Here is a 20,388-nt window from a genome sequence, read left to right on the forward strand (position 1 = left end):
CACGGGGTCCGCCCCGCGACCCCGCCCGGCACCGGCTCAGCCGGTGCCGGGCTCCGGTCCGTACAGCCGTACGGCGAAGCTGACCCGCAGCCCGAGCCGCAGCTGGTCGCCGTCGCGGACGGGGGTGCGCACACCCGCCGCGATCCGGGCCCCGTTCAGATACGTACCGTTGCGGCTGCCCGCCTCGGGCTCCTCGACCCAGGCGGTGCCGTCCGGCTCCACGGTGATCGAGGCATGGTGCCGGGAGACCTTGTTCCAGCCCTCGAACGCGGCGGCGGTCCGCGGCGCCCAGTCGGGGTGGCGGCCGAGGCGCAGCGGTGGGCCCGGTCCGTGGCGGAGCTCCAGACAGGGCTCGGTGCAGACCAGCAGCGCATGGGTGCGCGCACGGCCGCAGGACGCGCAGCGGGTGTCCCGGGGGGCCACCGGCGCACGGCAGTTCCAGCAGGGGGCGGACACCTCGACCCCGGCCGGGAGCGGCGCGGGCCGGGGTTCGGGCCGAGGTTCGGGCCGAGGTTCGGGCCGAGGTTCGGGCCGAGGTTCGGGCCGCGCCTCCGGGGCCTCCGCGTCCGCCTTCCCCGACGCGTCCGGCTCCGCCGGTGCCGCCGCCCCCGCCGGTTCGGCCGCTTCCGCCGGACCCGCCGGTGCTTCCGCCGCCTCCTCCTCGTCGTCCGGCTCGCGCCACCACCCCGCCGGAGCGGCCCCACCGCTCATCGGCCGCCGCCGGGACCGGGATCCGCGGCCCCGGTGCGCACCACCCGCAGGTCCAGCGCCACCGTTCCATCCGTGGCGGGCCGCACACCGGTGACGGTGACCGCCGTGCCCGCCAGCCGCTCCTGGTCGAACAGCGCCCGTGCCAGCGGGTTGATCAGATGCGTCTCCAGCAGCATGCCGATGCCCCGGCCGCCGTTGTCGACATCAGCCGTGCAGTAGGCGGACAGCGCCTGGTGCGCCTCGTCGGAGAGGCGCAGATGCACCCCTTGGTCCTCGCGGAGCACCCGCTGGATGTTGCCCACCTGGGAGTCGAAGATCTCGGCGGCCACCTTGGCGTCGATGTAGTCGAAGACCACCACATTGCCGCCGAACCGGTTCATCAGCTCCGGGCGGCCGATCCCCTCCACGAAGTGTTCCTTCACATTGGCCAGGATGATCTCCTCCAGCTGGTGGTACGGCATACCGGGCTCGGCCACCCGCCCTTCGCGGCCGCCCTCGCCGGTCCGCTTCCTGACCCCGAGGTTGGAGGTGAAGATCAGCACACATTCGCTGAAGTACGTGGTGACCCCCTGCCCATCGGTGAGCCGGCCGTCCTCGAGCACCTGGAGGAACTTGTCCAGCACACCCTTGTCGGCCTTGTCGATCTCGTCGAACAGCACCACCCGGAAGGGGTCGTTGCGCACCGCGGTGGTCAGCTCGCCACCCGCCTCGTAGCCCACGTATCCCGGTGGCGCGCCGAGCAGCCGGTCCACCGAGTGGGGTGCGGAGAACTCGCTCATGTCGAAGCGCAGACAGGCGTCCTCGGTGCCGAACAGCAGCTTGGCCACCGACTTGGCCAGCTCGGTCTTGCCGGTGCCGGTCGGCCCGGCGAAGAACAGCACACCGCGCGGCCGGCTGCCGGGGTGGGACGCCTGGGCGCCGGACAGGCCGAGCGCGGCGCGCTTGAGGATGTCGAGGGTCTTGCCGACCGCCTTCTCCTGGCCCTTCACCCGGGCCCGCAGATCCGCCTCGCCCTTCTTGATCTGCGCGCGGATGTAGTCCGCCTGCCACGGGTTGTCCTTGACGCCGAGCTGGTAGACCCGGACCGCGTCCCGCATCTCGGCGAACGACAGCCCGCGGTCGAGCGCCATCCGGGCGCTCTCCCGCATCGCGCGCAGGGTCAGCCCGGCGGTGGCGCGGGCGAAGGTGTCGAGGTCGTGCTCGTCCGGCGGCCGTCGCTTGTCGAGCCGCACCGGCCCGTCGCCCCAGTTGTCCCTGTCGTCCCCTTCGTCCCCGGGTGCGGACGCGGCGGTGTGCTCCTCGGCCAGCAGCTCCGCCATCCGCCGTCTGCTGCCCAGGTCGGGCAGCGGAATGCCGATGGTACGGACCCGTTCGCTGCCCGCCACCAGCCAGGTGGGCAGGTCGCGCTCCCCGTCGGCGAGCCAGATCACGGGGTTGAACAGCCGCCGTCCGCTGCCCGGGGAGTGGATCGGCCGCGCGTCCTCGGCCAGCTTCAGGCAGTTGAGGAAGAAGTCCCGCTCCGCATCGCTGAGCCGGGTGACATCGGTGGGGATCCGGGCGGCATAGTCGATCAACAGCACCACCCGGTAGGGCTGTTGGCGCTGTGCGGTATCCGGGCGGGGGCGTCCGTCCGGTGTCTTCCGTTGCCGCCCCTGCTGCTTCCAGCCGCTGACGATGTCACCCAGGATCCGCTCGGCGTCGGCCAGGTGGACGGGGGTGTCGGTGCGGCGGGCACGCCCGAGTCCGGTGGCGTCCCGGCCGTGCAGCAGCTCGCGGACCTCCTTGTCCGCGGGGCCCGCGACGACGGTGAAGCCGTCGGCGATGTCGAAGCGGATCAGCGCCTCGTACCCCTCCTGCCACAGGGCGTTCCACAGCACCTCGGTGAGGGTGTGGTGGGCGTCGTACGTCCGCTCGGGGCCGCCCTCGTCGGGGTCCTTTTCGTGGCGGACGAGGTGGATGTCCCGGATGCTGCCGTGCAGGACGTACTGGGAGTGGACGCTGAGCGTGCCGACCAGCTCCTCGGCGAAGGCCGGGAGGCTGCGGTCTCCGCGGTCCGGGGAGGTGGCTGCCTCGGTCATGACTGCTTCTCCTGGTCACGGTGGCGGACCTTGGGTCCGGTGCGATGGCCATGGGCGGGGCGGGCCGCCGGGCGCGGGACCGGCCGCGCGGGTGGCTCGTCGAACTCGAACGGCACGCTGAGCCCGGCCCGTTCGGCCAGCTTCCGCAGCTCGCGCAGATGGTCGGGGGCCTCGACGCACCGCTGCCAGTCGAGGTCCAGATCGTCGTCGGTCTCCTCGGCGGGGTCGCGCTCGCGGTGCATGGTGGAGACCCGGGCGGTGCCCTCGGCGTCCACGCTGACGCGCAGCCAGTGGTCGTCTCCCCAGCCCGGCGGGGTCCAGTCGATGTACTGCACCGCTCCGGAGGCGGCGTATCCGGCCGTCTCGGGCTCCGACCGCTGGACCGCCGCGCGGATCACCTCCGCGGCGTACATCCGCTGATACGCGTCGACCCGCTCTCCCACGCGGGCCGCGACGCGGGCGCGCTCGGCCTCCTCCAGCGTCCCGCCCTGGTGCAGAAGGCGCTCCAGGACGGCGATCTCGGCCCCGGCGTCGGGCAGTGGAACGGGCGTGCCGGGGTGGTCGGCGCGGAGGAAGGCGAGCTGCTGGGCGGCCCACTCCTCGGTCTCCTGCCGCCGCTCGGCGTCACGCGAGACCCGCTCGGCGAACCGGGCGGCCTCCCGCAGATGGCGCTTGGCCGCGGCGGGCCGCCGGGCGGCCACCTCCGCGGCGACGGTGACCTTCTCCTCCACCAGCCGGTAGTCGGCCACCGCCACATTCCGCGGCAGCATGGCCAGCAGATCGGCGCCCAGCCGCGCCACCTCCGCCTCGCTCGGGGCCGCGGTGGCGGCGGGCGGCTGCTGCGGCAGCGCATCGCGGGCCTCGGTTTCGGTGGCGGCCTCCTCGTACGCCTCCAGGGCCTTGACGCGGCGGGCGCGCAGGGTGGCGTGCCAGCCGGAGTCCGCGGGGTGCGTCCCGGCCACCGGGCGGGCGGCGGCCTCCATGGTGGCGCGTGCGTACGCGGCCTCCGCGTGGCGCAGTCGGCGGTCGGTGTCGGCCAGCCGTCGCCACACCTCGTCCAGGCTCATACCGGTCAGGGCCAGCGGCGGCGGCAGGTCGGGCGGTTCCGGGGGCCCGTCGGGTCCGGCCGCCGTGGCGGCCCGCCGGACGCGCGCGCGGAGCGTATCGAGGCGGGCATTGGCCCGGACGGCGGCGAAGGCGGCGTCCCGCCAGCACTCGGCGGCCTGCCGGGCGTCCAACTGCCGCTGCCGCAGCTCGGCCTGGTGCTCGGCGGCGCGGATGGCGGCGGCCGCGAGCACCTGCGCCCCGGCCATGGTGGCGCGGCCGACGAGCAGCGCCCCGCTGAGCGAGCCGAGGCCGATCAAGGCGGGCACCATCAGGTCGTGCAGCTGGTCCATGGCGGCGTGCAGCGCATGGCCCCCGGCGTTCTGCACGGCGTCGCCGAGGTGCTGGCCGACGCTGGTACCGATGTGGTCCGAGAGCCCGGTGCCCTGGGCCGTCTGGTGCGGCACTCCGGTGTTCTGGACGGTGTCCTGGACCGTGTGCTGAAAAGTGTGCTGAAACGTGTGCTGGACGGTCTCGGCTGCCGGAGGCTGGGGGAAGTACACATCCGGCATCACATCGCCGATGCTGGGGATGGCCTGGCCCGAACTCATGTGACGCTCCCTGACGTCGGCGGGGCGGCCGCCCTCGGCCGGCCGGGGCGGACCCGGCCGTCCCGGCCGCGCAGCTCCGCCATGTAGCGGCGCCAGCACCGCGTCCGGTGCCAGGTCCACCAGAGAAGAACGGCCACCGTGGCGATCGGCCACGCCCAGGGGGCGTAGGCCACGGTGGCCCACAACAGGGCGATGGCCGGGAGGATCAGCAGGCCCTGGACGGGGAAGCGGGAGCCGGGACGGCGGATGAACCGGGCCACGGGCAGCGCACGGTCGATCAGCAGCCCGGCCAGGGAACGGTCCGGATGGTAGCCGGGGCTGCCGATGCGATACGCCGTCCACAGCTCCAGCGCCAGCACGGCGGCGGCCGCCGGGACGGCCAGCATCCACGCCGTCAGCACCGCGCGCTGGGCCGGCCATCCCACCAGATCGCCGAGGCCGATCGCGAAGATCCACGGGAAGACGAGGCCGATGGCTCCGCCGAGGGCCCAGCCGAGAGTGGGCAGCGTGTCCTGTCTGCGCACCCACAGCGTGGCCACGTCCAGGTCGCGCTCCTGGCGGAGGAGGGCGCGCTCGTCGTTCACCCGGCGCTGCGCCTCCGTGGACTCCTGCTCGGCGAATCCGGCCAGCCACTCGGCCAGTTGCATCCGCACCAGGTCGTCGGGGTCGCGCAGCAACCGGCCGTACCAGGCCACCGGCTGTGGGAACGCCGCCTGGATCCGGGCGGTCCGCTCCTGGAGCCTGCGCCGGTGCGCGGTGGGCGCGGCGGCGAGCGAGAGGAGGGCGGTCAGCCGGGAGCGGTCGAGGCGGGTGGCGGCGCGCACCTCGGCGCGGCGGTCACGCAGCCAGGTCGACGCGTGCAGCGCCTCGTCCACGGTGTGCTGCCAGCGGGAGCGGGCCGTCAGCCAGCGCTGCTGCACCTCGGCGAGCCCTTCGCCGCCGGGCCGTGAGTCCAGCAGCGGCAGGATGGTGTGGTCCCGCAGGTCCGCCACGACGGAGAGGGCGAACTCATCGCCGCGCCCGGCCTCCCGCAGCAGATCGCCCAGTCCCGCGTGGTCCAGCGGCACCCCGCGGTAGGAGGCGTCGAGGGTGGGGCCGAGCCAGGAGATCAGCCGCACCATCGTGACCGGCTTGGGCTCACGCGGCGGCGTGGCGGGGTGTTGCGGCTCCAGGAGGCCGAGCAGCGCGGTCAGTTCCTCGGCGTCACGGCCCGGGGCGCCCTCGAACTGCCGTAGCCAGCGGGTGAACTCACCGCGGCCGCGCCGCCGGGCGAGCAGCTGCCGGGCGGGCCGCCAGTTCTCGCTGAACGCCCTGGCCAGTTGCTTCGGCCGGGTGTAGCGCTCGTCGAGGAAGGCGAACGGCTCGATGTCCGGGTCGTCCGCCGGGTCCGGGGCGCCGGGGGCCGCGCCCGTCTCCCAGGGGGCGACCGGCGGCGAGCCGCCCACCAGCCACTGCGCCACCTCGTCGGTGCCCCAGCGGTGGTCGGGGTCGCGGGTGAGCAGCCCCCGGCAGAGCAGCCGCAGCCGGTGGTCGGTGACCAGGGACAGGTCCGGGGCGCGGGAGCTGATCTCCTCCCGGACGAAGTCGTTGTCGGTGAACCGGATGGGGTGGCGTCCCCCGGCCATCTCGGCCACGATCATGCCGAGCGACCACCAGTCGGCGGGCGGATGGATCAGCTGGTGGCGCAGCGACGCCTGCGGGGACATGTAGAGGGCGGTGCCGACCCAGCGCTCGTCCCGGGTGTAGCGCTCGGCGGGTTCATGGGCGGAGACGGCGAAGTCCACGAGGACGAGGTCCGGGGCGGCCGGGTCGAGGCTGCCGAGCACGACGTTGGCGGGGCTGAGGTCCCGGTGCACGATGTTCAGTTCGTGCAGAGTGGTCAGGGCCTCGTGCAACTGCCGTACGACGCTGTGGATGAGCGCGGGGTCGGCCGGGCCGGGATCGGCCCTCAGATGTCCGGCCAGGTCGGTCTCGCCGTAGGAGGGCGCCAGGTCGTACGGATGGCCGTCGGCCCCGGTGTCGCTGGTCTCGGTGAAGTGGGTGAGGTGGCGGCGCGGCCGGTCCCGCAGCAGCTCCCACACCCGGCGGTCCGGGGCGTGGCCGCGGTGGTACCACTTCAGGATGTGGCTGCCACGGTCGTCCTCGACACGGTAGACGGCCGCCTGGTGCGGATGGTCGGGGCGGCGCAGCACGGCCCTCAGCCGGAACCGGCCGCGCAGCGAGACGGGCAGCGCTCCGGTGTCCCCGCGCAGGTCGCGTCCCCCGTCCGCGGCCTGCGCCGAGGCCGCCGAGGGGATCTCGTCCTCGGTGGGTCCGGCCGATGCGGCGGCGGCCGACGGGGGCGGCTCCTCGTGTTCGGTGGGCGGCGGCCCGGCGTCGTGCGGGCGCCGCCGCTCTTCGGGCTCCCCGGAGACTCCGTACTCCTCGTCGTCCTCGTATTCCGTGGGAGGCGGTTGCTGGTGCGGATGGGTCACAAAGGTCACCTCGTGAACGGGCGGGCGCTGTCGGATTCGTGGCGGCTTCATGGCGGCTTCATGGCGGCTTCATGGCGGCTTCATCGCGGCGACGACGGCGGCCGGGGGCCGCCGGACCGTGGATCATCCGTGGGTCAAGAAAGCGGAATCCCGGAAATCGGAAATCTGTTCCAGCACGGCGTGAATTACCGGCGACGCAAAGCCCGGCAGGGAACGGCCGCCGGGAGACCGATTTCCTCTTTCCCGGCCGGTCGCTAGCCTGGTGACCATGAGTCAGGAGCCATTTGAGTCAAATTTGCCCACATACGATCAACTCCTGGAAGAACTCAAAGGCATACGCAGGCCCGGACTGCCAGATCTGCGCAGCATCGATCGGCCGGCGCTGCGCGCCGCGGCCGTGGCGGGCGGCTTCTGCGATGGCTCCGACGACGCCCCGGCCGGTATCGAGGCACTGCTCAAGGAGGCGGTACGGCGCCTCGGCGAGCGGGATCTGCTGGGCCGGGCCGCGGCCCACACCTTCGGACTGCTCCCCGACCGCCGGGGCGCGCCCGCCCATGACCGCCGTAAGACGGCCGCCGCCGTGTACGGAGTCACCTCCGAGCGATTCCGCAAGCACCAGGAACCGCAGGTCGTCCAGCAGCTCGCCGAGGCCGTGCTGACCGTCCTGCGCGAGCCGCCGGCCCTCTCCGGCGGGCAGGGCTCGACCGGACGGAGCCCCGGACCCGGCGCCGCGGCCCGGACCCCCGCCGAACCGAACGCGGCCGGGCAGAGCGCACTCGCGCCCGGCGGTCGTACCGGCCGGACGGCCCGGATCGGCCAGGAGCCTCCGCTGCGGGTCGACAGTGTGCCGGTGGACGCGCGGAGCACGGTCACCCTCCATGTCTCCCCCATCGAACTGCTGCGGGACATCGAGGTGCTGGTCTCCTCGGAGAACGTCTACCTGGAGATGTCCAAGACCTTCCGCCCCACCGTCTCGGGCGCGCTGCGCCTGGCCGCCGCCGTACGCGACCCCGCCGGGGAGATCGTCGACGATGTGCTCGCCCGCGAACTGGCCGCGTGGCTGCGTGCCCACGGCCGCCCGGGGCTGCCGGTCCGGCCGGGCACGGTGGTGCCGACCCCGCCCGGAGCACTCGCCGCGCGCGGCGTCCGGCGGATCTACCACGCCGCGGTGGCCACACCGCTGGACGATACGTACGAGGTCCGCCCGGAGAGCATCGCCCGCGCGGTCAGCGCGTGCTTCGCGCTCGCCCGGGCCGAGCGCGACCGGTACGAGCCCGCCCTGTCCTCCATCTGCTTTCCGCTGCTCGGCGCGGGCCGGGGCGGACTGGCACCGGCGGTCAGCGCGACCTGGCTGCGCTGGGCGATCCGCGATGAACTCGCCCGGGACGCCCGCTGGCGGGTGCATCTGGTGGTGCGCAGCCGGGAGATCGCCGAGGCCGTGGGCGCGCTGTGAGCACGGCGGACCGGCCCACCACGCGCCGTACCAGCCGGGCCGGCGCCCCCGCTCAGGGGCGCCAGCTCGCACCGGTGAGGGCGATCCCCGCCCGCCGCAACCGACGCTCCAGCGCGGCCAGTTCGCCGCGCCGCGGCACTCCGTAGAGCCGCACATCGCCGTCCCCCTCGACCATCTCCAGACGCGGCCCGCTCTCCGTCCGGGCCAGATGCTCCTGGTAACGCGCCCGCCCCCGCCCCGTACGCGGCCGCATGCGCTGGTTCGCCGAGCCGCGCCACACCAGGGCGGTGGGCTCGGCCACCCGGAAGCGCCCGGTCACCAGCACATCGGCGTGGCGGACGGCGGCGGAGCGCACCGCGTCGGCTTCCACTTCCGCCTCCTCGTATCCCGTGTACAGGAGGATGTCGATCTCGCGGCCCGCCGCCGGGCCGCCCGGTGCCATCGCCTCCGCACGGGCCCGCACCGCCCCGGCCAGCAGGGCCTCCAGGGCGGTGGGCTGGTCGAGCGGCTCGCCGCCGCTGACCGTCAGCCCGTCGGCACCCCGGGCCAACGCCTCGCGCCACAGCCCGAGCAGGGACGACACCGTACGGGAGGCGCCGCCCGACGGATCCCAGGTGTGCCGGGACATACAGCCGGCGCAGGCCAGCCCGCACCCCTGGGACCAGATGCCCAGGCGCCGCCCCGGGCCCAGGGTCTCCACCGGAAAGTGCGTCTGACTGATCCGGAGCGTGGGCTCCGCGCACCCTGGAACGTTCTCCACCGACCCATCTCCCATTCCCCCGAGGTCGTGTTCCGAGATTCATGATCAAAGCGGCGTGGCCCCGGAACCGTTCCAGTATGACCCGGCGTCAGGCGTCGACGAGGGCGTTCTCCGGTCGACTTCCGGGCGTTTTCAGGATCGTGTCCCATGGGGAGCATTCCCGGGTACGACCTCATCGATACGGTCTGACAGGGAATCGAATCGACAGCGACAGCGCCATCCACATCGACTGCGGGCCCTTTGCGGGAGAAAGCGGAATTCCACTGTCCGCAATGCGGCCGACCGGTGCGGGAATTCCCGCACCGGGGAAATCGGGGGATCCATTTCCATGATCACAACCGACAGTGTCAACGGGGTGGTGCGCCGGGGAAGGCTCGGCCGTACCGCCCGCTTCGCGGCCCGATGGCGGGGCAGGCGCGACGGCGCCCGCGGCGTCCCCCGCGTCCCGCTCCCGGCGCCGCCCGAGGAGGAGCGGGGCAAGACGCCACCGCCGCCCATCGAGCCACCGGCTCCCGAACTGCTCATCACCCCGTATGTGATGGAGGTGCGAACCGGTGTCCGCCGGGCCACCGAGCAGATGCGCGCCGCCCTCATCGGGCGGGAGCACGCCCTGCTCAGCAGGTTGCGCGCGGAGTCGGTGCGCGTGGTCACCCAGTACGACGTCCGGGAGGACCCCCGGCCCGCGGCGCTCGCGCGGTACGGCCACTGGATGGGCCAGTGGCGCACCAGCGTGGACCGGTGCCGGTCGCATGCCCAGGCCGTCGTCGACCAGGCCAATCAGCGACTGGCCTGCTACTGGGACGCGGTGCGCGAGACCCACCCCCAGCTCTCCCGGCTCCCCCGGCGCCCGCCCGGGGACTGGCTGCCCGGCCGGGTGGAGCTGGACGGGTCCTGGTACCAGCCCGACGTCTGGCTGCTGGACGACGACAGCGCCGGGACGGCCACCTCACGGGCGCTGCGCATACTCGAACGGCAGAATACCGACCGCGTCGACGGGAGGACCGCGCGATGACCGTCCAGACCGTCCACACTCCCGCTCCGGAGCGTCCGGGCGCCCGGCGGCGCCGGAATCGGCGGCGCGCGCTCACGGCCGCGCTGGCGCTCGCCCTGGCGGCGGGCGGCACCGCCTGCGGCTCCGACGAACCGTCACGCTACTCCCAGACGTGCGGTGTCGTGGTCGACGGCTCCGGCTCGGCGGCCGCCACCCGGACCGGCTTCGACGCTGAGGCCAAGCTCAAGGCCACCTTCCAGACGTTCCTGGCGGACAGGAAGTGCCGCAAGACGTCCTTCGCCCCCATCACCAAGGTGTCCAAGGCGTCCAAGTGCCAGGTTAGCCCGCTGGACCTGGATCCGGACACCTCGAAGACCGCCGACCGCGAGCGGACCCGCACCACCATGCGCGCGGTGGCCCTCTCCAACGCCCTGAAGCTGCTGCGCTGCGCCCAGAAGGAGGAGCCGGGCTCCGATGTGCTCGGGGGCCTGTCGCGCATCGCGCTGTCCAAGCCGTCCGGCGGCGACGCGTCGTTCGACGTCCTGGTGGTGAGCGACTTCGACCAGGGCGACACCGACTTCCGGCTGGGGCGGCAGGACCTGTCCACCGCCGCGAGCCGCCGGACCGTCATCGACGGATTCCTGAAGTCGCACGGCAGGCCGGAGCTGTCCGGCGCCGACGTCTACCCGGTGGGCTACGGCATGAAGTACGGCACCGACACCTCCCGGTACGAGCAATTCAACTCCTTCTGGACGGAGCTTCTGGAGGGGAGGGTGAAGGCACATGTCCACACCACCTACCGCCGGTGACGACGAGACACCGCGGCGGCTGAGGCTGCGCCGCCGCAGGGCCGACGCCGACCGCGGGCGCCGCGGCGGGCGGACCGCCGCGCGGCGGTTCCCCGACGGGGCGCTGCCGCAGCCCGAGCCCGTCGCCTCGGATGTCATCCGGGCCGGTGACAGCGCCTGGCTGCTGGACCGGGCGCGCAAGCACGGCGCCTCGGCGGCCACGCGTCAGGTCTTCGACCCCTGGGTGCTGGCCGGCCCGGACCGGGTGCCCTACTTCGCCGAACTGGCCAGTCTGCGCAACAAGGTCAGACACCGGCTCGCCGAGGAGCAGGCCCGCGCGGAGGAGGACGGCGCGCTGGAGGCGAGCCGGGTCCGCGCGGCCGCCACCGCCGCCGGAGTGCGGCTGGAGCGGGCGGGCCGCCGGCGGGCCGCCCTGGAGCAGCGGCAATCGGTGACCACCGACCAGCTGGACCGGCTGGCGCGGCGGGCCGACCGGTGGCAGACCTTCCGCGACACCGTACGGGGCGGTTTCGAGCGCCGGTGGCTGCGCGCCCGTATGCCCGCCGAAGGCGACGACGCCACCGGTCCCGAACGGCCGGGCGCCACGCGGCGCGAGGACGAGCCGGAGACCACCGGCGGCCACGCCCGCTGGCAGGCGGTGTCCGACGTCGATCCGGTGGCGGAGGCGGACGCGGCCCAGCGGGCCCTGTCCACCAGGGCGGCATGGGAGGGCGCGGCGGCGCGGCCCGGCATGCCGCGCTGGATGAAGTTCGGGGTGCTGGCCGCCCTGATCGTGGTCGAACTGCCCGTCTACTACTCGGTGTTCGAGAATCTGCACGGTGTCGGGCGGTTCGCCGATCTGCTCTCCTACAGCCTCATGGTGGCCGTGGCGGTGGCGATGATCCTCGCCCCGCATATCGCGGGCTGGATCCTGCGGCGCCGCTCGGTCACCGGCGGGGTCCGGCTGTCGTCCGTGCCCGCCCTCGCCCTGCTGGGCATATGGGCGTACGGCGCCTGGGCGTTGGGGGATCTGCGGGCCAAGGTGGCGTTCCGGGAGGAGCCTCCGCTGGATCTGCCGCCCGACGTGGCCGCGGATGTCGGGGACAGCGTGCGCAACCCACCGAGCCTCATCGAGTCCCTGCACCTGGACCCGCACAGCGTGTCCTGGATGTTCGTCGCGCTGCTGCTGCTCTCCGGTGGCATCGCCTTCCTGATCGGGCTGGGCGAGGAGCACCCGTATCTAGCGGCGTACCGGAACACGGCCGAGCGGCTGCGGGAGCTGGAGCAGGACATCGAGACGGATCTCGCCGGCTCCGAGCGCGCCAGGGAGGCCGAGGCCACCGTGAGCGCCCGCGCGGGCGCCCGCCGCGCGGCCCATGAGGAGCGGCTCTACGCGGTCGACGAGCTGTACGAAGCGGCGGCCCACGCCTACCTGGACGGCGTGGCCATGGAGGCCGGCGATCCGGCGGTCACGGAGGCCGCCATGCGGCTGTCCAGCCAGTGGCCGCTGCTGCCGCGCTGAGGGCCTGTGGCACACCGGGAAGACACACTCAGATCCACGGGGGGTGGCGATGGAGCCGACGGCACCGTCGCAGTACATACTCATCACACAGTGTCTACAGAACGACTTCTTCGGCAATCTGGACTGCCAGTTGTCCCTGCCGGACAGCGCGGTCTCCAAGCTGCTGCTGGACAGTGAGAGCGGTGCGTCCCTCCGCACGGAGGGCCACCGCCGGGTTCTGTCCGAGTCGGAGCTGCGCCGTTCGCCACTGGCCCGCTTCCTCGACGCCACCGTCGGCTCCCGGATGCGCGGACACGGCGACGGGGTCCTGCACCTGATCAACATCCGTGACTGGCATGTCCCGGGAGAGGCGTACGACCTGGAGCGCAGGCAGTACGGGGCGCATTGCGAGGCCGGCACCTGGGGAGCGGCGTACATCGACGGGCTCGACGATCTGCTGGCCCCGGATCAGCGCGCGCCCGCGGACGCCGAGGACGGCTGGGGCGGAAAGCTCCGTGTCCACCATATGCGGTCCAACACCCTCTTCGACTTCCAGCACAGCTCCGGCGGACGCCCCGACCTCGGCGAACCGGCGCCGCTGACGACGCTGCTGGACGGTCTGCTGGGCGACGGGCGGCGGGAGACCACGCATGTGGTGGTGATCGGTGTCCTCACCGACATCAAGGTCCAGCTGCTGCTGACCGGTATCCGCTCCCGTTACGACGTGCGGCAGCTCGTCGTCTCCGACGCGCTCACCGCCAGCAGGACCCTGGAGCGCCATCTGACGGCCCTGGACTTCTGCCAGCGTGTGCTGCACACCGAGGTGATGATCGGTCTGGCGGAGCTGGCCCGTTTCCTGGGTTCGCGGCCGGACGACGACCGGCCGCTGTCCCGCGGCGGGGACGCGGAGTTCGTCGGCTACTCGTCGTACATCCAGGACAAGCAGGGCATCCTGTCCTACGAGGACGCCAGGATGCGGGACTATCGCATCCAGACCGCAGAACGCCTCCGACGGGCGCAGCACACGGTGGGCTTCGCCAGCAAGTTCCTGCTGGGGCTGGGCGCGTGTCTGCTGGCCGGCGCGCTTGTGCTGTCGCTCGTCGGCGTCTTCCTCCCGGACCGTATCGGGTGGCAGAGCCCCGCCGTGCTCGGCGCGCTCGGGGTGGGGCAGATCGTCACGTTGTTCTTCGCCCGGCCGGTCCGATCGGTGCAGGACGCGCTGGCGGAGGAGACCCGCTACCGGATGATCCTGGAGAGCCGCAGTCTGAAGGTGGCCCTGGCCCGCTTCCACATCACCACGGCGGCCGCGCTCCGACGGCATGACGATGTCGAGGGCCAAACCGACGCCCTGGCCCGGCAGTTGGAGATCCTGGAGAAGATGGACACGGCCGATTTCGAACAGCTGAAGCAGCTGGGGGTGGACCCGCGCACCGAACCGCCCGGGGCGGGCCGCCCCCGTAGAAGGAACCGCTCACAGGTCTCCTGACCACCTCGTCCGGCTCACCGGTGCCTGGAGTTCCGTGACCCACTCGTCGCGGTTCTCCGGGCACTCCAGGTTGATCTCCCGGGGGTAGCCGACCGACCGGTAGCCGTTGCCGTCGATCCAATGGGCCAGGGCCTGGGCCGTGGGCACCACGGCGTCCATCGGGCCGCGGTGCACGATCGTCGCGGCGCTTTCGACGGCCGGCAGATCGAGGATCCTCAGGTCCGCACCGTCCCGGAGCGGGGCGGCGACCTGGACGGCGGCGTGGACGGTCACGGCGCCATCGCCTTCCGGGGCGTCCTCGTAGTACGCGACACCGGGGCCCGTCGGGGCGATGCCCGCCGTGTCGAGGCGCCGGAACAGCTCGTCGTAGAGGGGTGAGATGACCGGGCCGATGTCCTGGGGGTCGAAACCGGCGGCGGTGGCGGTGAGCTCCGCCACCCGCACCGCGGGGAGGGTCTTGATGACGACGTCGTTCGTGGGCATGCGCCCCTCGCTCTCGATCGACCGGAGCCTCGCCTCGACCTGCACCAGCCGTGCCGCCGTCGCGGCCACCGTGGCCTCCAGCTCGGCCCGCCGCAACCGCAGCATGCCGCGCAGCTCCTCGGTGCCGACCTTGTCGTCCACGATGTCCCGCACCTGCTGGAGGGTGAAGCCGAGCTCCTTCAGCGCGATGATCCGGTTCAGCCGGCTGAGCTGGGCGGCCGAGTAGGAACGGTATCCGGTGGCGGGGTCGACATGGGCCGGGTGCAGCAGTCCGGTGGCGTCGTAGTGGCGCAGCATCCGGACCGAGACGCGGCCGTGCCGGGCGAAGTCTCCGATGGTGAACATGATGGCTCCGAGTTCAGCGCCTGACACGGTGTGAGGGTCAAGGGGTGGCCGGATCAGTCCGGCAGCCCCCTGGCCAGCAGAACGGCGCCGTGCAGTGACGACAGCCCACCCAGTGTCGCAGGCCGGACCGGCGGCAGCGGATGCCCCGGCCGCTCCAGCGCCGTCGTCCGCTCGGCCACCATCGCCACGAGCTCCGGCATCGCCGCGGCGAACCCTCCGCCGATCAGCACGAGCGAGGGATGGACCAGCTCGCACACACCGGTCACGGCCGTGGCCAGGGCCCGGCCACTCTCCCGCAGCGCCGCCACGGCCCACTGCTTGCCGTCCCGCACGGCCTCGCGCAACGCGGTGAAGGCCACCTCCTCGCCCCGCCGCCGCGCCGCCCGGCGCAGGGTCGCCGGTCCCGAGGCAGCCGCCTGGACGCAGCCGCGCCGACCGCAGTCGCACAGCGGGCCGTCGCGGTCCACGATCAGATGGCCGACCTCGCAGGAGCCACGGCCCACGCCGGGGACGGGCCTTCCGTTCAGCACGATGCCACCGCCGATCCCGGTGCCAACGCCGAGGTAGAGCAGATCGGGGCAGCCCGCCTCGTGTGCCTCGGCGAGGGCGGCCAGATCGCCGTCGTCGGCGCAGCGCACCTCGGCCTCGCCGAAGAGCGCGGACAGCGCGCCCCGCAGATCCACTCCGGCCCAGCCGGGGCGGCCGGGCCAGGCGGTGACCGCGCCGGTGGCGTCGAGGGTGGCGGGCAGTGCGACCCCGACGCCGGTGAGCCGCTCGGGGTGGCCCGCGCACAGTTCACTGACGTGCCGCACCAGCAGTTCCAGGTCGCGGGTGGCGCCACCGGACGTCATGGCGTCCGTACCGTCCGGTTCCGCCCAGCGGAAGGAGGATTCGCGGATGCTCAGGTCGTCGTGTTCGAGGCGCAGCGCCACTTTGGTGCCGCCCACGTCGATTCCCAGATGACTGATGGTCGTCTCCCGGCTGGTCAGCCTTGGCGGTGTGGGGTGACGGCTCGGCGGGCGCTCAGTGCGGCACCTTTTCCAGCAGGGCGCGTGCGGCGAGCCGGTAGCCCACGGCGCCGAGCCCGAAGATGACGCCCGCGGCCAGCGGTCCGGTCACCGACTCATGGCGGAACCGCTCACGGGCCCAGACATTCGACAGATGCACTTCTATCCAGGGCCGCGGATAGTTGGCCAGCGCGTCCCTGAGTCCCCATCCGGCCATCATGAGGGCGGCCGGATTGATGATGGCGCCGACCGTGTCGTAGTTCCCCTGAATGGTTTGGATGATCTCCGCTTCGCCGTCGAACTGGTAGGAATCCACTTTCCAGCCGCGCTCCGCGACCTCTTCTTCGACCCAGCGCTCGATGTCCTTCAGCGTATCCGTGCCATAGATCTCGGGCTGGCGCTTCCCGAGGATGCCGAGATTCGGTCCGTTCACCAACAACAGCCTGCTCACTGCGCACCTCACCATGTGGGATCGGCTGAATTACAGCGGCTCATCACGGAAGTGCCATTTATAGCACGGCCCCCTTGGCCTCGGCGTGGGAGTTTGACCAACCGCGTTTTTAAGGGGGCTGTAGGGGGGCCCTGAGGGGGAATGACGTTTGGCCCTTCGTCCGGTTAGCGTGCTAATGCGTCCGCCGCGGACCTGCCTCCATAACGCATTAAGGGAGTAGGGAAATCATGAGCAATGATGTGCGACTTGGATCCGAGCTGCCCGCATGGCCGACTTACGGCGACGAGGAGCGCGAGGCCCTGGTCCGGGCCCTGGAGCAGGGGCAATGGTGGCGCATCGGGGGCGGTGAGGTCGATGCCTTCGAGGCGGAGTTCGCCGCGGCCCACGGCAGCGAACACGCCCTGGCGGTCACCAACGGGACGCATGCGCTGGAACTCGCCCTCGAGGTGCTGGGCGTCGGCGCCGGCTCCGAGGTGATCGTTCCGGCGTTCACCTTCATCTCCTCCTCGCAGGCCGCGCAGCGGCTGGGCGCGGTGGCCGTTCCGGTGGACGTGGACCCGGACACGTACTGCATCGATCCATCGGCGGTCGAGGCGGCCATCGGCCCGAGGACCCGCGCGATCATGCCGGTGCACATGGCGGGTCAGATGTGCGACATGGACGCGCTGGACAAGCTGTCCGCCGATTCGGGGGTGCCGCTGATCCAGGACGCGGCCCACGCCCACGGTGCGCGATGGCGCGGCAAGAGGGTCGGCGAGCTGGGCTCGGTCGCGGCGTTCAGCTTCCAGAACGGCAAGCTGATGACCGCCGGTGAGGGTGGCGCCGTGCTCTTCCCCGACGCCGAGATGTACGAGAAGGGCTTCGTCCGGCACAGCTGTGGACGTCCGCGCACCGACCGCGGCTACTTCCACCGCACCTCGGGCTCCAACTTCCGGCTGAACGAGTTCTCCGCCTCGGTGCTGCGCGCCCAACTCGCCCGTCTGGAGGACCAGATCACCACGCGTGAGCAGCGCTGGCCGGTGCTGGGCCGACTGCTCGCCGAGATCCCCGGTGTCGTACCGCAGTCGCGCGACGACCGCGGCGATCGCAACCCGCACTACATGGCGATGTTCCGGGTGCCGGGCATCACCGAGGAGCGCCGCGCCAAGGTCGTCGACGTGCTCATCGAGCGCGGGGTGCCCGCGTTCGTCGCCTTCCGCGCGGTCTACCGTACGGACGCGTTCTGGGAGGTCGCGGCGCCGGATCTGACGGTGGACGAACTCGCCCGCCGCTGCCCGAACTCCGAGGCGCTCACCCGCGACTGCATATGGCTGCACCACCGGGTGCTGCTGGGCAGCGAGGCGCAGATGCACGAAGTGGCCGCCGTCGTCGCCGATGTGCTCGCGGGCGCATGAGCGCCCCGCACATCGGCGAGACGCCGATCCGGACCGCCGTGGTGGGTCTGGGGTGGGCGGCCCGCTCGATCTGGCTGCCCCGGCTGCGCCGCAACCCCGCCTTCACCGTGACCGCCGCGGTGGACCCCGACGAGCGCGGTCGCGCGGCCGTGGCGGAGGCCGAGGCGGCGGGCGCGGACCGGTTGCCGCTGCTGGCGGCGGTCCATGACCTCGATCCCGCCGAGGTGGATCTGGCGGTGGTCGCGGTGCCCAACCATCTGCACTGCGCGGTCGCCGGCGAGCTGCTGGCCAAGGGCATTCCGGTGTTCCTGGAGAAACCGGTGTGCCTGACCTCGGAGGAGGCCGAGCGGCTGGCCGCCGCGGAGCGCTCCGGCGGTGCGGTGCTGCTGGCCGGAAGCGCGGCGCGCTACCGCGCCGATGTGCGCGGGCTGTACCGGATCGCCGCCCGGCTGGGCCATATCCGCCATGTCGAACTCGCCTGGGTGCGGGCGCGGGGCGTACCCGACCGGGGCGGCTGGTTCACCCAGCGGTCGCTCGCGGGCGGCGGGGCGCTGGTCGACCTGGGCTGGCATCTGTTCGACATCGCCGTTCCGCTGCTGGGCACCGCCGCGTTCCGGCACGCCATCGGCACCGTGTCCGCCGACTTCATCGCCCAGCGGTCCTCCCGGGCCGCGTGGCGCGGCGACGGCGGCGGCCCGGCGCTCCCGGGTGCCACCGATGGCGCCACCGATGTCGAGGACACCGCGCGCGGGTTCCTCATCACCGAGGACGGCCGTTCGGTCGTGCTGCACGCGAGCTGGGCCTCGCACGAGGCGCTGGACACCACCCGGGTCACGATCGACGGCAGCGGCGGCAGCGCGACCCTGCGCTGCACCTTCGGGTTCAGCCCGAATCGCCTCGAGAGGTCCACCCTGACCCGCACCGTCGACGGTACGACCCGCCCGGTGGCCGTACCCACCGAACCGATCGGCACCGAGTACGACCGGCAGCTGGACATGCTTCCCGCGCAGCTGCGCGATCCGGCGGGGCGGGGGCGGGTGATCGAGGAGGTCCGCCGGACCATCGGCGCCATCGAACGGGTCTACGCCTCCGCCCGGATCCCCCGGGAGGTCCGGGAGTCGGCACCGGTGTGAACCGCGCCGGTACCGGCTGTCCCCACCTCCCACCGCCTCCTCGGCTCCGCCCTCGTCGCCCGCACTACGGGAGTGCTCAATGACCAGCCACCCGATCAGTCACGGCGGCCCGCCCTCCGGCGCGGGTATCGCCCCGGTCACCTCGGTGGTCTTCGACCTCGACGGTGTCCTCGTCAACAGCTTCGCGGTGATGCGCGAGGCATTCACCCTCGCCTACGCCGAGGTCGTCGGCGACGGTGAGCCGCCCTTCGAGGAGTACAACCGCCATCTGGGCCGCTACTTCCCCGACATCATGCGGATCATGGGTCTGCCACTGGAGATGGAGGGCCCGTTCGTCCGCGAGAGCTACCGGCTCGCCCACCTGGTGGAGATGTTCGACGGTGTGCCCGAGCTGCTGTCGGAGCTGCGCCACCGCGGCCTGCGGCTGGCCGTCGCCACCGGGAAGAGCGGCCCGCGGGCGCGCTCGCTGCTCAAAACCCTCGGTATCGATGGGCAGTTCGATGTGATCCTCGGCTCCGACGAGGTGGCCCGGCCCAAGCCCGCGCCGGATATCGTGCTGAAGGCGATGGACATCATGGGCGCGGACCCCGACCGGACCGTGATGGTCGGGGACGCGGTGACCGACCTGGCCAGCGCGCGGGGGGCCGGAATCACCGCGGTGGCCGCGATGTGGGGTGAGACCGATGAGAAGACCCTGCTCGCGGCGGAGCCCGATGTGATCCTGCACAAGCCGTCCGAACTGCTGTCGCTGACGGCTCCGTAGGTCCGTCCCCGAACTCCGGCAGTTGGCGCTGAAGCTGATCGCGGGCGCCGTGCGCCGGCCGACCGGGCGCGGCGGGCAGCCACTGATGCCTGCCACCCGCCGCGCCCCGCCTCACCGTTCGGCCGGCTCAGCCCGCCAACCGCACCGGTTCCGCCGCCTTTTCCGCCGCGGCCAGCAGTGCGTTGATGTCCTCGCGGGCGCGGGCCACACGGGAACGTACGGTGCCGATGGGGCAGCCGGTGGCGGTGGCGGCGTCCGCGTACGGCAGGCCGAGCACCTTGGTGAGGAGGAACATCTCACGGCGCGCCGGGGCGAGTGCCGCCAGCAGATCCATCAGCGCCACCCCCTCGTCGAACCCGGGGAGGCCGATGGGCTGCGCCCGTTCGGCCACCTCCTGCCAGTCGTCCGCGTCCAGGGTGCGGGGCCGGGCGGCGGCCATGCGGTAGCGGTCGACGACCACGCGGCGGGCGATCGAGAGCAGCCACGTCCGGGCCGATGAGCGGCCCGCGAAGCGCGACAGTCCGGTCAGCGCCCGTAGATACGTTTCCTGGGCGAGATCCTCACAGCCGTGGGGGTCGGCGCTGAGATGGAGTACGAAGCGGCGCACATCGCGGTAGGTGGCGCGGATGAAGCGGTCGACCGCGTCGCGGTCGCCGTCGCGGGCGGCCAGGGCCCATTCGGTGACCTGCCGGTCGTTCGCCGCGGTGGCGAAGCCGTGCCCGTGCACGGCAACGGGTTGCACGGCAACGGGCCGCACGGCCCTTCTCGGTGCGGCGGACGGCATGGGGGAAGGCATCGTCAAACGTCCTTCGGAAGGCGATGAACGGCACACCGGCATGCGCCACCGGCGCGCCAGGACGCGGCGGGGCGGCGAGAGGCCGGCGGTGCCGACGGATGGGGCCGACGCCGGACAGG

The 20,388-nt window shown here is 72.8% G+C and carries 17 protein-coding genes; 8 read left to right on the plus strand and 9 right to left on the minus strand.

Annotated features, from left to right (window positions below; translation table 11 throughout):
- Nucleotides 1–36: 36 nt before the first annotated feature.
- Genes ACJX2R_RS06275 through ACJX2R_RS06290 form a run of 4 tightly spaced genes read right to left on the minus strand, consistent with a single transcriptional unit; the run spans nt 37 to nt 6,918 of the window.
- On the minus strand, nt 37–711 hold the full coding sequence (locus ACJX2R_RS06275) for an FHA domain-containing protein (RefSeq protein WP_413099174.1): 675 nt from the start codon (nt 709–711) through the stop codon (nt 37–39).
- Nucleotides 708–2,789 carry an AAA family ATPase gene (locus ACJX2R_RS06280; RefSeq protein ID WP_413099175.1) on the minus strand — a complete coding sequence of 694 codons (2,082 nt, stop codon included), beginning with the start codon at nt 2,787–2,789 and terminating at the stop codon, nt 708–710. Before ACJX2R_RS06280 ends, ACJX2R_RS06275 begins: the two co-directional genes overlap by 4 nt.
- Nucleotides 2,786–4,444, minus strand: a complete 1,659-nt coding sequence (locus ACJX2R_RS06285; protein ID WP_413099176.1) for a hypothetical protein — start codon at nt 4,442–4,444, stop codon at nt 2,786–2,788. Before ACJX2R_RS06285 ends, ACJX2R_RS06280 begins: the two co-directional genes overlap by 4 nt.
- Nucleotides 4,441–6,918 (minus strand): protein kinase domain-containing protein, encoded by a 2,478-nt coding sequence (locus tag ACJX2R_RS06290; RefSeq protein ID WP_413099177.1) that lies wholly within the window; start codon nt 6,916–6,918, stop codon nt 4,441–4,443. Before ACJX2R_RS06290 ends, ACJX2R_RS06285 begins: the two co-directional genes overlap by 4 nt.
- Before the next feature lie 295 nt (nt 6,919–7,213).
- Here ACJX2R_RS06290 and ACJX2R_RS06295 point away from each other — a divergent pair, with 295 nt between their 5' ends.
- Nucleotides 7,214–8,371 carry an Appr-1-p processing protein gene (locus ACJX2R_RS06295; protein WP_413099178.1) on the plus strand — a complete coding sequence of 386 codons (1,158 nt, stop codon included), beginning with the start codon at nt 7,214–7,216 and terminating at the stop codon, nt 8,369–8,371.
- A 52-nt stretch (nt 8,372–8,423) separates the two neighbouring features.
- Here ACJX2R_RS06295 and ACJX2R_RS06300 read toward each other — a convergent pair whose 3' ends face one another.
- Nucleotides 8,424–9,131, minus strand: coding sequence for a 4Fe-4S single cluster domain-containing protein (locus tag ACJX2R_RS06300; protein WP_413099179.1), 708 nt, complete (start codon nt 9,129–9,131; stop codon nt 8,424–8,426).
- A gap of 328 nt (nt 9,132–9,459) precedes the next feature.
- On the opposite strand from ACJX2R_RS06300, the gene ACJX2R_RS06305 reads away from it, so the two are divergent.
- Genes ACJX2R_RS06305 through ACJX2R_RS06320 form a run of 4 tightly spaced genes read left to right on the plus strand, consistent with a single transcriptional unit; the run spans nt 9,460 to nt 13,897 of the window.
- Nucleotides 9,460–10,143, plus strand: a complete 684-nt coding sequence (locus ACJX2R_RS06305; RefSeq protein ID WP_413099180.1) for a hypothetical protein — start codon at nt 9,460–9,462, stop codon at nt 10,141–10,143.
- On the plus strand, nt 10,140–10,931 hold the full coding sequence (locus ACJX2R_RS06310; RefSeq protein ID WP_413099181.1) for a hypothetical protein: 792 nt from the start codon (nt 10,140–10,142) through the stop codon (nt 10,929–10,931). The genes ACJX2R_RS06305 and ACJX2R_RS06310 overlap by 4 nt, the downstream gene beginning before the upstream one ends.
- Nucleotides 10,906–12,432 (plus strand): hypothetical protein, encoded by a 1,527-nt coding sequence (locus ACJX2R_RS06315; protein ID WP_413099182.1) that lies wholly within the window; start codon nt 10,906–10,908, stop codon nt 12,430–12,432. Before ACJX2R_RS06310 ends, ACJX2R_RS06315 begins: the two co-directional genes overlap by 26 nt.
- A 49-nt stretch (nt 12,433–12,481) precedes the next feature.
- Entirely contained in the window at nt 12,482–13,897 is a 1,416-nt protein-coding gene (locus ACJX2R_RS06320; RefSeq protein WP_413099183.1) for a hypothetical protein, read from the plus strand.
- On the opposite strand, the gene ACJX2R_RS06325 is transcribed toward ACJX2R_RS06320, so the two are convergent.
- From ACJX2R_RS06325 to ACJX2R_RS06335, 3 genes are all read right to left on the minus strand, one after another.
- Nucleotides 13,883–14,725, minus strand: a complete 843-nt coding sequence (locus tag ACJX2R_RS06325) for a MerR family transcriptional regulator (RefSeq protein WP_413099184.1) — start codon at nt 14,723–14,725, stop codon at nt 13,883–13,885. The two genes, ACJX2R_RS06320 and ACJX2R_RS06325, sit on opposite strands and share 15 nt — an antisense overlap.
- A 53-nt stretch (nt 14,726–14,778) precedes the next feature.
- A complete protein-coding gene (locus ACJX2R_RS06330; protein WP_413099185.1) occupies nt 14,779–15,672 on the minus strand; it encodes an ROK family protein in 894 nt (297 codons plus the stop codon).
- Between the two features lie 76 nt (nt 15,673–15,748).
- The gene (locus ACJX2R_RS06335) at nt 15,749–16,183 is read right to left on the minus strand and encodes a type II 3-dehydroquinate dehydratase (protein ID WP_413099186.1); all 435 of its coding nucleotides are present in this window, start codon (nt 16,181–16,183) and stop codon (nt 15,749–15,751) included.
- 227 nt (nt 16,184–16,410) lie between these two features.
- Between ACJX2R_RS06335 and ACJX2R_RS06340 the strand changes: the two genes are divergently transcribed.
- The 3 genes from ACJX2R_RS06340 to ACJX2R_RS06350 all read left to right on the plus strand — a co-directional run bounded on the left by ACJX2R_RS06340 (nt 16,411) and on the right by ACJX2R_RS06350 (nt 19,473).
- Entirely contained in the window at nt 16,411–17,577 is a 1,167-nt protein-coding gene (locus ACJX2R_RS06340; RefSeq protein WP_413099187.1) for a DegT/DnrJ/EryC1/StrS family aminotransferase, read from the plus strand.
- Complete coding sequence (locus ACJX2R_RS06345; protein WP_413099188.1) at nt 17,574–18,710, plus strand: Gfo/Idh/MocA family protein; 1,137 nt, start codon at nt 17,574–17,576, stop codon at nt 18,708–18,710. Before ACJX2R_RS06340 ends, ACJX2R_RS06345 begins: the two co-directional genes overlap by 4 nt.
- Before the next feature lie 79 nt (nt 18,711–18,789).
- Nucleotides 18,790–19,473, plus strand: a complete 684-nt coding sequence (locus tag ACJX2R_RS06350) for an HAD-IA family hydrolase (protein WP_413099189.1) — start codon at nt 18,790–18,792, stop codon at nt 19,471–19,473.
- A 127-nt stretch (nt 19,474–19,600) separates the two neighbouring features.
- Here ACJX2R_RS06350 and ACJX2R_RS06355 read toward each other — a convergent pair whose 3' ends face one another.
- A complete protein-coding gene (locus tag ACJX2R_RS06355) occupies nt 19,601–20,269 on the minus strand; it encodes a sigma-70 family RNA polymerase sigma factor (protein ID WP_413099190.1) in 669 nt (222 codons plus the stop codon).
- Nucleotides 20,270–20,388: the final 119 nt, after the last annotated feature.

It is taken from the genome of Streptomyces sp. Inha503 (assembly GCF_047215865.1).
Taxonomy (GTDB): domain Bacteria; phylum Actinomycetota; class Actinomycetes; order Streptomycetales; family Streptomycetaceae; genus Streptomyces; species Streptomyces lycopersici.